At 37.8% G+C, this 15557-nt stretch carries 11 protein-coding genes; 6 read left to right on the top strand and 5 right to left on the bottom strand.

The annotated features are described in order from the left end of the window. Position 1: 1 nt before the first annotated feature. Positions 2-646 (bottom strand): orotate phosphoribosyltransferase, encoded by a 645-nt coding sequence (pyrE, locus tag AC6I5C_RS07760; protein WP_053975705.1) that lies wholly within the window; start codon positions 644-646, stop codon positions 2-4. Between the two features lie 122 nt (positions 647-768). Here pyrE and AC6I5C_RS07765 point away from each other — a divergent pair, with 122 nt between their 5' ends. Both AC6I5C_RS07765 and ctlX read left to right on the top strand, forming a co-directional pair. Further along, complete coding sequence (locus AC6I5C_RS07765) at positions 769-1350, top strand: NUDIX hydrolase (protein WP_076664165.1); 582 nt, start codon at positions 769-771, stop codon at positions 1348-1350. Positions 1351-1452: 102 nt separating this feature from the next. After that, positions 1453-2400, top strand: coding sequence for a citrulline utilization hydrolase CtlX (gene ctlX, locus AC6I5C_RS07770; protein ID WP_497904647.1), 948 nt, complete (start codon positions 1453-1455; stop codon positions 2398-2400). A 62-nt stretch (positions 2401-2462) separates the two neighbouring features. On the opposite strand, the gene AC6I5C_RS07775 is transcribed toward ctlX, so the two are convergent. Continuing rightward, the gene (locus AC6I5C_RS07775; RefSeq protein WP_497904648.1) at positions 2463-4526 is read right to left on the bottom strand and encodes a tetratricopeptide repeat-containing sensor histidine kinase; all 2064 of its coding nucleotides are present in this window, start codon (positions 4524-4526) and stop codon (positions 2463-2465) included. 544 nt (positions 4527-5070) lie between these two features. On the opposite strand from AC6I5C_RS07775, the gene argS reads away from it, so the two are divergent. After that, the gene (argS, locus tag AC6I5C_RS07780) at positions 5071-6849 is read left to right on the top strand and encodes an arginine--tRNA ligase (RefSeq protein ID WP_497904649.1); all 1779 of its coding nucleotides are present in this window, start codon (positions 5071-5073) and stop codon (positions 6847-6849) included. Between the two features lie 28 nt (positions 6850-6877). On the opposite strand, the gene AC6I5C_RS07785 is transcribed toward argS, so the two are convergent. The 3 genes from AC6I5C_RS07785 to AC6I5C_RS07795 form a co-directional block, all read right to left on the bottom strand. Beyond that, complete coding sequence (locus AC6I5C_RS07785) at positions 6878-9190, bottom strand: TonB-dependent receptor plug domain-containing protein (RefSeq protein ID WP_497904650.1); 2313 nt, start codon at positions 9188-9190, stop codon at positions 6878-6880. Continuing rightward, the gene (locus AC6I5C_RS07790; RefSeq protein ID WP_497904651.1) at positions 9183-10079 is read right to left on the bottom strand and encodes a FecR family protein; all 897 of its coding nucleotides are present in this window, start codon (positions 10077-10079) and stop codon (positions 9183-9185) included. Before AC6I5C_RS07790 ends, AC6I5C_RS07785 begins: the two co-directional genes overlap by 8 nt. Before the next feature lie 78 nt (positions 10080-10157). Further along, positions 10158-10676, bottom strand: coding sequence for an RNA polymerase sigma factor (locus tag AC6I5C_RS07795; RefSeq protein ID WP_497904652.1), 519 nt, complete (start codon positions 10674-10676; stop codon positions 10158-10160). Between the two features lie 160 nt (positions 10677-10836). Here AC6I5C_RS07795 and AC6I5C_RS07800 point away from each other — a divergent pair, with 160 nt between their 5' ends. From AC6I5C_RS07800 to folD, 3 genes are all read left to right on the top strand, one after another. Then, on the top strand, positions 10837-13098 hold the full coding sequence (locus AC6I5C_RS07800) for a LamG domain-containing protein (protein WP_497904653.1): 2262 nt from the start codon (positions 10837-10839) through the stop codon (positions 13096-13098). A 139-nt stretch (positions 13099-13237) separates the two neighbouring features. Then, complete coding sequence (ffh, locus tag AC6I5C_RS07805) at positions 13238-14566, top strand: signal recognition particle protein (protein ID WP_053975700.1); 1329 nt, start codon at positions 13238-13240, stop codon at positions 14564-14566. Positions 14567-14668: 102 nt separating this feature from the next. Beyond that, positions 14669-15553 carry a bifunctional methylenetetrahydrofolate dehydrogenase/methenyltetrahydrofolate cyclohydrolase FolD gene (folD, locus tag AC6I5C_RS07810; RefSeq protein ID WP_497904654.1) on the top strand — a complete coding sequence of 295 codons (885 nt, stop codon included), beginning with the start codon at positions 14669-14671 and terminating at the stop codon, positions 15551-15553. Positions 15554-15557 lie beyond the last annotated feature (4 nt).

Below are 15557 nucleotides of genomic sequence, written 5' to 3' on the forward strand. Positions count from 1 at the left end.
ATCAATTAGCGTTCCATTCACTTGGATTGGCATTCCATTGTGCCAAAAGTTCCTGTTGCTGTTTGGTGATATAGTTGGTTTCTAAGGCCTGATCCAACAAGCTTTCATAGTTGCCTAAAGTTTGTAATTGAATGTCTGCTTCTTCAAAACTTTGCTTGGCAACGTCAAAACCATAAGTGAAAATGGCAATCATGCCCTTAACGTTTGCATCAGCATCTTTCAAGGCTTTTACGGCATTCAAGCTGCTTTTTCCAGTACTGATCAGGTCTTCTACAACCACTACATTCTGTCCTTTTTCAAGGTGGCCCTCAATTTGGTTTTGGCGTCCGTGCGATTTTGCCTCAGGTCTCACATAAACAAAAGGTAATCCTAAATATTCGGCAACCAAGATTCCTATACCAATAGCTCCAGTGGCAACTCCTGCAATTACATCTGGCTTGCCATATTGCTTTTCAATTTGTTTGGCCATGGTTTCGCGAATGTAATTGCGAATAGGTGGATAGGATAAAATAATTCTGTTGTCGCAGTAGATGGGAGATTTCCATCCAGAAGCCCAAGTAAATGGTTCTTGCGGACTAAGTTTTATAGCGTTGATTTGCAATAAAACTTCTGCGGTTTTTTTGGCGGTATGTTTATTAAAAATCATAGGGCAAAACTACACAATTTTGGCATAAGTAATTTTGAAAATTTTAAATAAAATTAAATTTGAAATCCTCAGTATGAATTAAAAAGTAATATTTTTACAGCTTTAAACTATCAGCAATATCAATGTACCAAGTCTTTGTCAATGACAAACCAATTATATTAACGTCGGTTGTTAGTGAGGAAACCAATTTTAAAAATTACCTTTTGGATACGGTTAACATCAGTAAGGTAATTAAGGAGCTCAACACAACCTCATTGGAAGAGGTCAGGCTTATTCATAAAAATCCCGATAAACTTTTAAAGAAATTCCTAAAGAAATTACCTAACGTGGTTGCCGGTGGGGGAAAAGTAATTAACCACAGAGAGGAAGTGCTTTTTATCTACCGTAATAACAAATGGGATCTTCCGAAGGGAAAAGTTGAGGGGAAGGAGTCAATAGAAGAAACTTCTTTGAGAGAAGTGGAAGAGGAGACTGGGGTGCAAGGCCTTGAAATAACAAGGGCGTTGGATATCACCTACCATATTTTTAAGCGCAACGGAAAGCATAAAATTAAGATTACCCATTGGTTTGAAATGAAAACGATGTTTGAGGGGAAGTTGGAGCCACAGGAAAACGAGGGGATTACTAAGGTGAAATGGTTGAATGAAGCTCAACAAATAAAGGCTATGAATAATTCCTATGCTAATATTAAAATTCTCATCTAGTTTTTTGATTTCGAATCTTATTGGGATGTAAAATGAAACTTCTCATTTTAGGGAATTATCTCATTCAAAAAAGCTTAATTTTGTCCGCAAATTTTTAATAGCATGCCACAAACTACAAATACCATATTAATGATTCGTCCAGTAAACTTTAGGATGAATGAACAAACTGCCGTTAATAACTATTTTCAGGAAGATTTGGATTTAGTACAAGCAGATATCAATAAGAAAGCTCAAGAGGAATTTGATGCTTTTGTTGAAAAACTGCGAGCTGTTGGAGTAAATGTAGTAGTGGTAAATGATGATCCTTCTTTGGATACGCCGGACTCCATTTTTCCTAATAACTGGGTAAGTTTTCATGAAAATGGTGATGTGGCTTTATATCCTATGTTTGCTGAAAACAGAAGGAGGGAGCGTCGTGAGGATGTGCTTGAAATATTGGAAAAAGAGGGATTTACTATTGAAAATATTGTGGATTACACCAGTGCCGAAGAAGAAGGTGTCTTTTTGGAGGGGACTGGGAGTTTGCTGTTGGATCGTGTAAATGGTAAAGCCTACTGTGCGCTATCACCTAGAGCCGATGAGGAGCTGTTTATAGAATTTTGCGAAGATTTTGAATATACTCCCGTGGTATTTACGGCATTTCAAACAGTAGAAGGGAAGCGTTTACCTATTTATCACACCAATGTAATGATGTGTTTGGCTGAAACTTTTGCAGTTATCTGTTTGGACAGTATCGATGATAAAAAGGAACGCAAAAATGTGCTTACTCATTTAAAGACAGATGGCAAGGAAGTTATTGCCATTACTGAAGCGCAAATGCATCAATTTGCTGGAAATATGTTACAGGTAAGAGGTGCAAATGATCAACGCTTTTTGGTGATGAGCCAATCAGCATATGATAGTTTGACCAAAGACCAAATTGCTAAAATTGAAAAGCATTGTCCTATTTTGTCTAGTTCACTTGAGACTATTGAAACTTGTGGAGGTGGAAGTGCCCGTTGTATGATGGCTGAAGTGTTTTTGCCGCGTACAGGATTAAGATTGGCTTAAATAAACTGGGTATAGCTGTTAGCTTTGCTTTCCAAAAGTCTCTTTTGCCCTTGTTTCGAAAGTTACTTGTTCGGTTTCGATTTAGGTAATTCCACAAAAAACTTACTTCCTACATTAGGAGTGCTTTCTACCCAAATTTTTCCGTGGTTCAACTCAACCAATTCTTTACAGATAGTAAGTCCTAAACCAGTTCCTTTTTCGCTCTTAGTGCCAACGGTAGTGAAGGTGTTGTTTTTGAAAAGCTTCTCCATGTTTTCTGGAGAAATCCCCACGCCTGTATCCTCTACACAAATTAAGGATCTGCCATTTCTGTCAATATTGGAAACGGTAATAATATCTCCAACTTTACTGAACTTCACGGCATTGGTCAATAGATTTTGAATAACTATTTCAACCATACTTCTATCTGCGTAGATGAAATCACGTTGGGATTCGTCAATTAAAACGATGCGTTTTTGCTCCACCTTTTGTTCAATCAAGCTGATCTTGGTTTGAAATACTTCCTGGATATTGAACAGTTCAGGGTTTGGTTCCAGGTTCTGCATTTGCGATTTGGACCAGTTCAACAAATTGAATAATAGCAGGGAGGCATTATTGGCATTTTCGCTAAGCTCTGGGATAAGGTCGTAGAATTCTTCTTTGGAAAGGCTGTCTTCTTTTAACAGATCAATAAACCCTTTGATAGAAGACACCGAATCCTTCAAGTCGTGTGAAACGATAGAAAACAAACGATCCTTCACTTTGTTGATTTCTTCCAAGTGAAGGGATTGCTCCAAAATGGCTTCGTTTTGCATCTGGATTTGTTTGTTCTTTTCTTCAAGTTCCTTGGTGTAGGCCAATCTGCTCTTTCGCCTTAAATAAATGAGCATTAAAAAAGTGAGTGCGATTAAAAATGCTGCAACAAGGACATAAGAAATCAGTTTCAGTTTTTTGACTTCCTGACTGTTTTTGGATGTCAGGCTAGGGATAATTGCAGAAGCTTCTTCTGTGCTAGAAGTAACCAATGGCTTTTCTTCCCTAATAATAACATCTGTGTTAACTGGTATTTTTGGTTGGTTTTGTTTTTCCAACTCTTCTTTAAGTGCGTAATATTTGCCTTGCCAGAAAAAGGCATTTTGATATTGCCCCTGCATGGAATCCAACTCTTTGTGGAGTTGGTAGTTCTTTAGTAATTCCAATTGGTCGCCGCCATCCTTGGCAATGGCGTAGGCTTCATCTAATTGCCTTTCTGCCAACCTTGTTTTATTTTGTGTAAGATTTAGTTTTCCAACCGAGTTGAGGGAGCGTAACAAGCCTTCCTTATCATTTCTTCTTCGGTTAAATTTTAAACCTTCAACCAAATAGTCTGCAGCTTTGTCGTAATCTTTAAAACGCAAATATTCTTCCCCAATTCTGGGAAGAATTTCACCCTTAAGATCCAAATCCTTTTCTGGATTGAGTAATTTCAAGACCTTTTCATAATACTCAATGGCTTTGCGATGCTCTCTTCTTAAAGAGTAAAGGTGGGCAATGTTTTTTGTGGAAGTTTTAATGCCAGTACTGTCCTGTAATTGTTCTCGAACGCTCAAGGCTTTTAGGTTGAACTCAATTGCTTTGTCTATTTGCTGGGTTTTGTAATATGCTTCGGCCAAATTGTTGTAGGCCGAACTTAATTCTTCCCTGAGATTTTTGGTTTCAAAAATATTGATGGCCGAAAGCGAATTCTCTAATCCTACAATATAGTTACCGCGCTTAATTTCTATAAGTCCCATGCAATTGCTCACTTTGGCAATCCCTAAGGTATCGTTAAGCTGTTGGTATAATTTTCTGGATTTGTTAAAACTGTCTATAGAATTATAGTAGTCTCCCCTTTGGGAATAGATAAGGGCTTTGTAGTAAACAGACTCGGCAACACCTTTGGTGTAATTAAGCGATTTTGATAAGCGCTCTGTTTGGTCCACAAACATAGAGGCCTTTTGGTAATCCTTGGTTTTATAAAGGTTTTTTATAAGCAATAATGAGGTTTCAACCTTGATAGAATCTTGTTTTTGATACGCTAATTCTAGGGTAAGGCTGTCTATCTCCCTAGTTTGAGAATAACTAAGGAGGGCAGAAAATAAAGCAGCTAAGATGATTAACTGTTTCATTTTCCAAATAATGTTTTACTTGTTGCAATACTGTTTTTAAGCCAACTTGCCTTGAGGGAGAGGTGAAGTAAGGACACAAAATACAATAATAACAATCCTACTACGGGTTGAATATTAAGTATCATCAATATTTGGGACTTTGATTAATAGCTCCCTTCAAAAATCTTTAAAAGCCAAGTAAAAATCTAATTTTTGGGTTTTACTACCAAAAAATTAGATAAAGTGAACGGTATCTCCTACTAAAAAATGAAAGTATCGATGAAATGCATAGAATTGGCAATTTTAATGAGAAGTTTCTGTTAAATTTTGAATTCTGTTGAGTGTTTTTATAATGTTCTGACTTGTAGTTTGTTGGGGTTTTTTAATTCATTTTAACGAATAACTTTGAAGATGTAAAGTTGCTATAGAAAGATGGGCTGTATTCAAATAGCAATTCTGCAGGCATTCTCGTAGGAAGAGAGAGGTTATAGAGATGTATGTTGTGGTGTATTGTTATTGAAATACTGTTAAAAGTGCTATCTTTGCACACTTAAAAATAAGCAAAATGAACCTTCAAGACACTTTATCGAAATACGTAAAACAGGCTGTTAAAGATATTTTTAATGCTGAATTGGAAACTGTAGAATTTCAGGCAACCCGTAAGGAATTTGCAGGAGATATAACAGTTGTGGTGTTTCCTATGTTGCGTGTGGTAAAAGGAAATCCTGTTCAAATAGGAGGGCAGATTGGAGCATATTTGGTAAAGCATGTTGAAGAGGTGAAAGGCTATAATGTTGTAAAGGGCTTTTTGAATGTTGAAATTGATGATGCTTATTATTTAAACTTCTTTACCTCTATTTCAGGAAACTCTGACTACGGTTTTGTAACACCAGAACCTAAGGACAAGGCTATTATGGTAGAGTATTCCTCACCCAACACTAATAAGCCATTACACTTGGGGCATATTAGAAATAATTTGTTAGGATATAGTGTTGCTGAAATATTGAAGGCTTCGGGTAAAAAAGTCTACAAAACACAAATTATCAACGATCGTGGAATCCACATCTGTAAAAGTATGTTGGCTTGGAAACGATATGGTAATGGTGAAACCCCTGAAAGCACAGGTTTGAAAGGTGATAAACTGGTAGGGAATTACTATGTAAAGTTCGATCAGGAATATAAAAATGAAATCCAGGAATTGGTGGCGCAGGGCTTATCCGAGGAAGAAGCCAAAAAACAGGCGCCTATTTTATTGGAAGCTCAGGATATGTTGCGTCAATGGGAAGCAGGAGATAAGGAAGTTGTTGAACTGTGGACTAAAATGAATGGTTGGGTATATGAAGGTTTTGATATCACTTATAAAAATTTAGGTGTTGATTTTGACCACTTGTATTACGAAAGCCAAACTTACTTATTAGGAAAGGAATTTGTAACCGAAGGGTTAAAATCAGGTGTGTTTTATAAGAAGGAAGACGGTTCTGTGTGGTGTGACCTAACCGAAGATGGTTTGGATGAAAAGTTGGTGCTGAGAGCTGATGGAACGGCCGTTTACATGACCCAGGATATTGGTACCGCCATTCAACGAATTAAGGATCATCCGGATGTTGGTGGTATGGTGTATACAGTGGGTAATGAGCAGGATTACCACTTCCAAGTGTTGTTTTTGATCCTGAAAAAACTAGGATTTGACTGGGCCAAAAATCTTTATCACCTAAGTTATGGAATGGTGGATTTGCCTTCTGGAAAAATGAAAAGTAGAGAAGGAACCGTAGTGGATGCCGATGATTTGGTAGATGAAATGGCCGCTACAGCCAAAGAAATTTCGGATGAATTGGGAAAATTGGATGGTTATACCGAAGAGGAAAAAATCGAGCTTTACAAAACTATTGGACTGGGAGCTTTGAAGTATTACATTTTAAAGGTTGATCCTAAAAAACGAATTTTGTTCGATCCAAAGGAATCTATCGATTTCCAAGGAAATACAGGTCCTTTCATTCAATATACATATGCCAGAATCCAATCTATCCAAAGGAAAGCAGGAAGTGCATTAGAAGGAGCTTATAGTGATATTGAATTGCATGAAAAGGAAAAAGAACTGTTAAAGCAATTACAGTTGTTTCCCGAGGTTGTGCAAAACGCAGCTAACAATCATAGTCCTGCATTAATTGCCAATTATACGTACGATTTGGTGAAGGAGTTCAACTCATTCTACCAAAATGTATCTATCCTTGGAGCCGATAATGACAATGACAAAAACTTTAGAGTTCAGTTGTCCAAAATGGTTGGGGTAGTGGTTAAAAACGCCTTTAGCCTTTTAGGGATCAACGTGCCAGAGCGCATGTAGGTTTCAACCTAAAGCTGGTTTTTAAATTTTAAAAATTTACTCTAAAACTTACATTAGGGGTAATTCCTAGGGAACTGATTTCTACTGTAGAAACGGTGTCTTCATTCAACGTGTAATAGGTGTTTACTACATTTTTGCGGTTGAGTAAATTCCATATGGACATGCCTATAATGGCATGCGATGTTTGACTTGTTTTGAAGGTGTAATTAGCGGAAACATCGGTTCTTAAATAATCCTTTAAGTTGCTGCCGTTGGGATTACTATATTCAATGGTGTTATTGGAATTGTCTTGGATAGTTGCAGGTAAAGTGATGGGTTTTCCGCTATGCCAATTCACTCCAAGGGCCACTTTAAGACTGTTCATTTGGTAGGTTCCAGCAAAAGTTAGGGCATGTTTGATGTTTAGGTTGTTTGGGAAGTCGTTCCCTTCATTGAATTCTTCAAAAGTATAATCATTGTTGCTGTTGGAATAGCTTAACCACGCACTTGTAGATTTAAATTCTTTATGGACCAAAAAGTCGAAGCCCTTGGTGAAATAAGACCCTATCGTGTTTAGAAACTGGTATTGATTCTGGAATCCTTGACTTCTACTGTTAATGCCCTCTACTTTTTTAGCAAATATCTCGGCACTTATAAGTAACTTGTTTTTGTTGTAATGAATTCCAGCCGAGGCTTGTTTACTCTGTATCACAGGAATGTTGTCGTTATTTGAAAGTACCCAACGGCGTTTTTCAATTCCTAAGAAATCATCTTGTAAATCGATAATTTGTGCCATGGTCTGGCTTTTGAATTCAGCAAGGAATTCGGCTCTAAAGGCATTGTTGAGTTTATGGCTAACGGACAATCTTGGTTCGGTATAGACTTCGTTCAACTTTTCAATAATATTGGTGCGCAAACCAATTCGAGCGTAAGTATTTTTATTGACTGAGGTGAATTCCGCTTCGGCATAAAGAGCATGAATACGGTTAATTTCCTTAGAATAATCATGGTATTCCGGATTAAGGACATCTTCCGAATTTTTTACAACCACGCCGTTGAACTGGTAGCCGCCGTAGATTTTAAGATTTTGGTCTACGTGGTTGGTGGCATTTATACGAATGCCTATGTCGCTCACAGCGTTTTTTTGCATCAATCGCTGCTCGTCTATCAAATCGTAATTGGTGGTATTCAAATTGTAATTAGACCAATAAACTTGGGTGGTTGTGGTCAATCGGCTGTTCCAATATTTTAAATACTCCAAGCCCATAGCCAAATTGTCCTGTTCCAGGCTACTATTCAAGGTTTCTAAAGTATCTTCGATATTGGTCTGTTCATCATAATCTAGGTTGTTTCTAATCGTCAAAAAATTAAATCGTAATTGGTCAGAGTCGCTGATATCATATAGGAATTTGGTGGATATATCGTAAAAGTAAAAATGCTCATTATTACGAATGACTTGGGAAGATTCATTGGTTCCTGAAAGGTCTGAGTCCTGAAAAGCTCTTTTGTAATATTGTTCGTAGGTTGGTGTAATAATTAAATCGGAAATGGAGCGTCTGGCGGCTATTTGGATTTCTGTTTTTTCTGAAAGTGGTATTTTGGAAAACACATCGGCACTGATAAGGTTGAAGCCTGTACCAACTTTAAAATCTTGGTCTAGGTTGTTGGATTGCTTCATGTTGATCAAACTTGAAACACCGTCCCCGAACCTTACACTAGTTCCGTTTTTTGAAACATCTACAGATTTGGTTAAATAGGGATTGAAAGCCGATACCAAACCAAAAAAATGTCCTGATTGGTACATTTTGATGCCGTCCCACAAAATTAGGTTTTCATCGTGGGTACCACCTCTTACATTAATGTTGGATACGGTTTCATTAACACTAATAATTCCTGGCAATGCCTGAATAGTCTGCAAAATATCGGGTTCAATTAGGCCTGGTAGGATTCCAAACTTGCCAGTTTCAATAGTGACTTTTCCATCATTCTTTTTGGAAATTCCCTTGGTAAGGAAGTTGTTGATGACAACCTCTTCCAGTTTCTGGGTAATCACTTCACTTAAAGGATTGATGCGCTTTGAAATCACGACACTTTTGGCATCTATGACAATAAAGTCCAAATTGGTTTCAACTTTGAGGAGCTCCAAAGCTTCTTCTAATGATAAATGATCAGGAGGAAGCGTAGTATAAATGGCTTCAACCGTTTTGTCTATATAACTAAAGTGAATATCGTAACGGTCTTCTAAAGTGTTTAAAATAGAGATGAGAGGCAGGTCTTTTTTTAAGGTCTGTTGCCCCGAAATTCTATTGACACCAAAAAAGAACAATGAAATGAAAAGAAAATAAACTTCCTTTTTACTCACGTATCAAAGTAATGGTATTAGCAGTTTTAGTAAATCTTAATTGGAGTGGTAAGGTAATGGATTTTAAGGCAACATCCATGTTTTTATGCGTAAAACTTCCCGTGAATAATTGCGATGTATCTATGTCCTGAAGTTGGATAGTGACGTTATATTGTCTTTCAAACTCCGAAATGACTTCACTGTAAGGCGAACTTTTAAAATAACTTTCGTTGTTGGTCCAAGTAGGAGCTGCGGTTTGGGTAATGTCGGTTTCAATATATTTGCCATTTCTTATCAGGAAATGCTCTCCAGGGTGGAGTTTGGTGAGTTCGTTGTTATAGGTTACACCAACCAAACCTTCGTAGCATATAACTTCAAAATAATTGTCTCGTTCCTTAACGTTGAACTGAGTTCCGTAAACAGTTACAGTGCCAAGATCGGTTTTTACATCAAAGGTGGCGCCTTTGGCAACTTTAAAAAAAGCTTCTCCATCTAGAATCACTTCTCTTTTTTGTTTCCAATGTCTTTTGTTATAAACAAGGGAGGTTAGAGCGTTTAAAGTGACGAGTGATTTGTCTGGCAGCGAAATGGTAGATTTCTCGGCAGCCAAAGTTGTTACGGTGATGTCTCGCGATGTATAAAAATAGTATATGCCAAACGTTACAAGAAAAATGGCGCCAATACGCATTAAAATAAGGGGCGTATTGATACCTTTTTTCTTTTTGGACTTGATACGTTTTAATACCGTGGCTTGGGTTTCTCCAACATTAAATTCGGGAGCCTTAAAGTACTTCATGGACTGGTCCAACTGTATTAAAGCTTCGTAGTCATCAAGCTTTTTAAAAGCCTCATGTTCCTCTTCGCTAAGGTTGTGGTCCAGCCATTTCTGTATTAAATCTTCTCTTTCCATGGTATTCGTTACACCTATATAACAATTAGTCTTCCCAATTTCCTACCCGATATCTTGAAATAGTTTGGTGAAGGTATATTATTTAAATCCTTCTATATCTTCTTGTAATTTTTTTAGGGCGCCATATATGCGCTTTTCAACAGCTTTGGTGGAAATTCCCAAAATCTCGGCAATTTCTTTAAATCGTTTGCCCTCAACTCTATTCATCATAAATGCTACTCTTTGGGCTTCTGTTAGGTTACTTAAGGCTTTTTCAAGCTTTTTCAAGTACTCTTCCTCCTGCATTAAAAATTCAGGGGTGATGGCGGTATGCGATTTGGGTTTTATCTGTTGGTGCTTGAGGACTACTTTTTGGTGGGCAGCCTCGTTAAGCATCAAATTATTTCCGGTAGTAAACAGGAAGCTTTTAGCTTTGTTAGGAGGGATTTTGCCGCAATTTTCCCAAAGTTTGATAAAGGCATCCTGAACTTTGTCCTTTGGGTTCAAACGGTCTCCAAACTTGTAATACAAAAAATCATGTAAATCTTTTGAGTATTTCTTAAACAACGACGAGAACAGGTGTTCGGCACAGATGTTGTCATGTAATTGTTTGGGCATAGTTTGATTTTCAGCCCATAAACTTATTAAAAATAAATATTAACGGTAGGAATTTTTTGTACCTTCTTGTTTTATTAATGAGAAATAAATTTTGCTAACAATGAAATTACCAACCAACCAATTTTTTCGAAACACCTTTTTTTGCCTTTTAACCCTTATCATGGCCACATCTTGTCAAGAGGAAGATGTGGCACCCAACCAACCTGATACGACCGATGTTGTGAATTTTGATGCAACTTTGGTCAGTGTCATGGCGTTGACTTCTGCAAACGACGGAACCCTGGATGATATTTTGGATAATGCTAGCTGCCTGTCGGTTGATTTGCCTGTAACTGTGATAGTAAATGAAACTTCTATTACCGTTAATACCTTGGAAGATTTACAGGGAATATTGGAGATTTTTGATGAATTTGATGAGGATGATGATACCTTGGAGTTCCTTTATCCAATAACCATTCTGCTTAATGACTATTCGGAAATAGTGATCAACAATGACGAGGAGTTGGAGGTGTGGATTGAAACCTGTGAAGAGGCTTTGGAAGTCATCGATTGCATCGATTTTGTCTACCCAATATCATTTTCTATTTATAATGCCAATTCCCAAGCTACCGAAACAGTGACTTTGGAAAGTGATTGGGAACTGTATGAATTCCTTCAGGGGTTACAGTTGTCTAACGATGCACAACTGTTGGCTAGTATAAATTTTCCAATCACAATGGTATTACCCAATGAAGATGAAGTGGAAATAACTTCTAACGAAGCTCTGCTTGAGGCTATTGAAAATGCCGCGGCAATCTGTAATGATGATACTTGTTCCGAAATTGAAGTAGATGAATTCCTAACAACTTGTTATTGGGAAGTAGAAAGCTATAATGGTTCGGATGATTTTGAATCATTGAAAATAAACTTTGAAGACAATGGCACTTTGTCAATAGCAGATGGGGATACAGCGGTGGCTATTGGAGGCAATTGGCAAACGTCCATTTCAGACCAAGGTGTGATTGTAACTTTATCCGAATTGACTGCTTTTTCTGAGGATTTGGGAGGAGATTGGTTGGTGATAGAATGTGGTGAAGAGCATTTTGAATTGGTGAAAACAGTCGGGGATGCTCAAATTACCGTAGTGTTGGAAAGAGAATGTGAAGATACTTCAGATTGCAATTTGGAAACCATACAGGAGTTGTTAATGGAATGTAGCCAAATACCAGCTTTAAATAACTATCCACCTTCGTCAACTGTCTTTTTGTTCAATACAAATGATCAATTGACATTGTTAAACGAAGAAGAAGTGTACGATGAAGGCACTTGGGAAATTTCTGTGGAAGAAGGGGAATTGTTTTTAAGTATTAACCTTACTGGGACGGATACCTACAATGGCGTTTGGCAGCTTTTGGAATGTGAGGAAGATGGGCTATTGTTTATGGATGGTGACACAGCATTGACTTTAATACAAAATTGTGAAAATGAATCCGTTTTTGAGTGTTTTTCGGATGCAGAAATGACTATGTGTGATGAAGAACCTTTTGATGGCATGGCCAGCTTTGATCTGAATAATGTCTATCCAAATTGTGTGACAGATGAGGTTGAGGTAGACTTTTATGAAACTGTTTCTGATACCGAAATGGAGATGAATCAATTGGTTTCTCCATACAACAACGTGTCCAATCCGCAAACCATTTATGCTAGAGTGACCATGGCGGGCACGGATACTTTTGAAATTTTTGAGGTGGAATTGGAAGTAGAGGATTGTAATGATTGTGCAAATCCCGGAATTATGACCAATGATTTGATCATTTATATGCCTTTTTCCAATGAGGCTGTTAATCTAATTGATGGTAATGAAGCTGGGAATATGACTGTAGATTATGTTGAGGATAGAAATGGAAACCCAAGCTGTGCAGTGGCATTTTCTGGTGAAGATTATTTGTCGATAGCTGTGACAGAACAAAATCAATTGGTTCAAGGGGATAGCTTTTCAGTAAGTCTTTGGTTTAAAATGCAAAATACAGAAGAAGGTAATTTAGAGTGGCTCTTTCAAAAAGGGGCAATGGGAAATGAGGGGTTTCAATTGGCTGTATATGATATGAATACTCCTATGATGAGTGATACTACAAACGATTACGGTCTTTGGGATATGGATTGGAATGCTAGTACAGATTTATGGTATGATATTACAAATTGGCATCATCTAGTGCTTACAGTAGATTCTAACAATACAGTAAGGCTTTATAGGGATGGGACTATGAGAAATGTTGATGAAAACTCAAATTTCAATATTGATGAAAGCCAATTGGAAAATTACATTCTGGGGCAATGGTTTACTGGTCATTTGGATGATTTAAGGGTTTATAAAAGAACGCTCAGTCCAAACGAAGTAGGAGAATTATTTACACTGGAAGCAGATTGCTTCACGTGTCTTTAAGATAGTTTTTTTTAGTTTTTAGGTTGTTAAAAGGGGTTGCTCGCCATAGCAATCCTTTTTTCTTTTAGAATTAAGAGGTTTACTTCCTTAATATATTACAAATTGTTAACTTTGCACTTCTTAAAATTTCAGGAATAATATGTTTAATAATTTAAGTGAAAAGTTAGATAAGGCCTTACACGTTCTTAAGGGACATGGAAGTATTACCGAAGTCAATGTAGCAGAAACTCTTAAAGAGGTAAGACGCGCCTTGTTAGATGCCGACGTTAACTTTAAGATAGCCAAAGAATTTACCAATAGAGTTAAGGAAAAAGCACTTGGGCAAGATGTATTGACATCTCTACAACCAGGGCAATTAATGGTGAAATTGGTCAAGGATGAATTGACCGAGTTAATGGGTGGTGATGCTGAAGGAATCAACCTTTCTGGGAATCCAAGCGTTATTTTAATGTCCGGTTTGCAGGGGTCTGGTAAAACTACCTTTTCAGGAAAATTAGCAAATTATCTTAAAAATAAAAAGACCAAGCGTCCATTATTGGTTGCCTGTGACGTATATCGTCCAGCGGCGATTGATCAGTTGCACGTAGTAGGGGAGCAGATTAATGTTGAGGTTTATAGCGACAAGGGAAATCCTGATCCGGTTGCTATTGCTCAAGCCGGTATTGCCCATGCAAAAGCCAACGGATTTAATGTGGTAATTATCGATACCGCGGGTCGTTTGGCAGTAGATGAGGCTATGATGACCGAAATCTCGAACATCCATAATGCTATCCAACCACAAGAAACATTGTTTGTGGTAGATTCCATGACTGGTCAAGATGCGGTTAACACGGCAAAAGCCTTTAACGATGTATTGAACTTCGATGGGGTTATCCTTACCAAATTAGATGGGGATACTCGTGGTGGAGCAGCTATTTCTATTAAGTCTGTAGTAAATAAACCAATCAAGTTTATTGGTACCGGTGAGAAAATGGAAGCCATAGACGTGTTCTATCCTTCACGTATGGCCGACCGTATTTTGGGGATGGGGGACGTTGTGTCCTTGGTTGAGCGTGCGCAAGAGCAGTTTGATGAGCAGGAAGCACGTAAACTTCAAAAGAAAATTGCAAAGAACCAGTTCGGGTTTGATGATTTCCTAAAGCAGATTCAGCAAATCAAGAAAATGGGTAATATGAAGGACCTTATCGGGATGATTCCTGGTGCTGGTAAAATGATGAAGGATATAGATATCGATGATGATGCCTTTAAAGGAATTGAAGCGATAATTCATTCTATGACTCCAGAAGAGCGTTCTAACCCTTCAATTATCAATGCCAGTCGTAAAAAACGTATAGGTAAAGGTTCTGGAACATCGGTTCAAGAGGTTAACCAATTGCTGAAGCAGTTTAACCAAATGAGCAAAATGATGAAGATGATGCAAGGTGGCGGCGGTAAACGCATGATGCAGGCCATGAAGAATATGAGATAAAAAATATCAACTTATAAAGGTTGTCTCCCTGGACGCAGACGGGTGAGGTTTTAATGATAAGTTTTTGGTCTATTCTGCGAGTGACCAACCAAAGCGGAAGAAATGACAATTTTAGACGGTAAGAAAATCAGCAATGATATTAAAGATGAGATAGCGATCGATGTTCAAGGCATGATTGCTAATGGTGAGAAAGTGCCGCATTTAGCTGCGATTTTAGTAGGGACCGATGGTGCGAGTATGACTTACGTGAATGCTAAAGTTAAAGCTTGTGAGAAAATCGGGTTTAATTCAACTTTAATAGACCTGCCAGAAGAAACCACGGAAGCCGTTTTATTGGAAAAAATCCACGAATTAAACACGAATGATGATATCGATGGATTTATCGTTCAGTTACCTTTGCCGAAGCATATCGATGAGCAAAAAGTATTGATGGCAATCGATCCTGATAAAGATGTTGATGGATTCCACCCAACAAACGTAGGTAGAATGACTTTGGATTTGCCTACCTTTTTACCGGCGACTCCATTTGGGATTATGGAATTGTTGGAGCGTTACAATATAGAAACCTCAGGAAAGAATGTGGTGGTTATGGGCCGTAGCCATATTGTTGGTCGCCCTATGAGTATCTTAATGAGCCAAAAGCGTAAGGCTGGTGATGCTACCGTTACTGTGGTACATAGTCGTACTAAAAACTTGGCAGACATTACTCGTAGTGCCGATATTATCGTAGCTGCTATTGGTATTTCAGAATACCTTACAGGTGATATGGTTAAAGATGGTGTGGTAATTATCGATGTTGGAATTACACGGGTACCAGATGAGACTAAAAAGGCAGGTTACCGTTTAGCCGGTGATGTGGATTTTGCAAGTGTAAGTCCCAAGGCTAGTCATATTACCCCTGTTCCAGGTGGTGTAGGGCCTATGACAATTGCTATGTTGCTTAAAAATACTTTATTGGCAAGAGAAAGACATCAAGCAGCAAAATAGAAGT

It is taken from the genome of Mangrovimonas sp. sgz306409 (assembly GCF_059735265.1).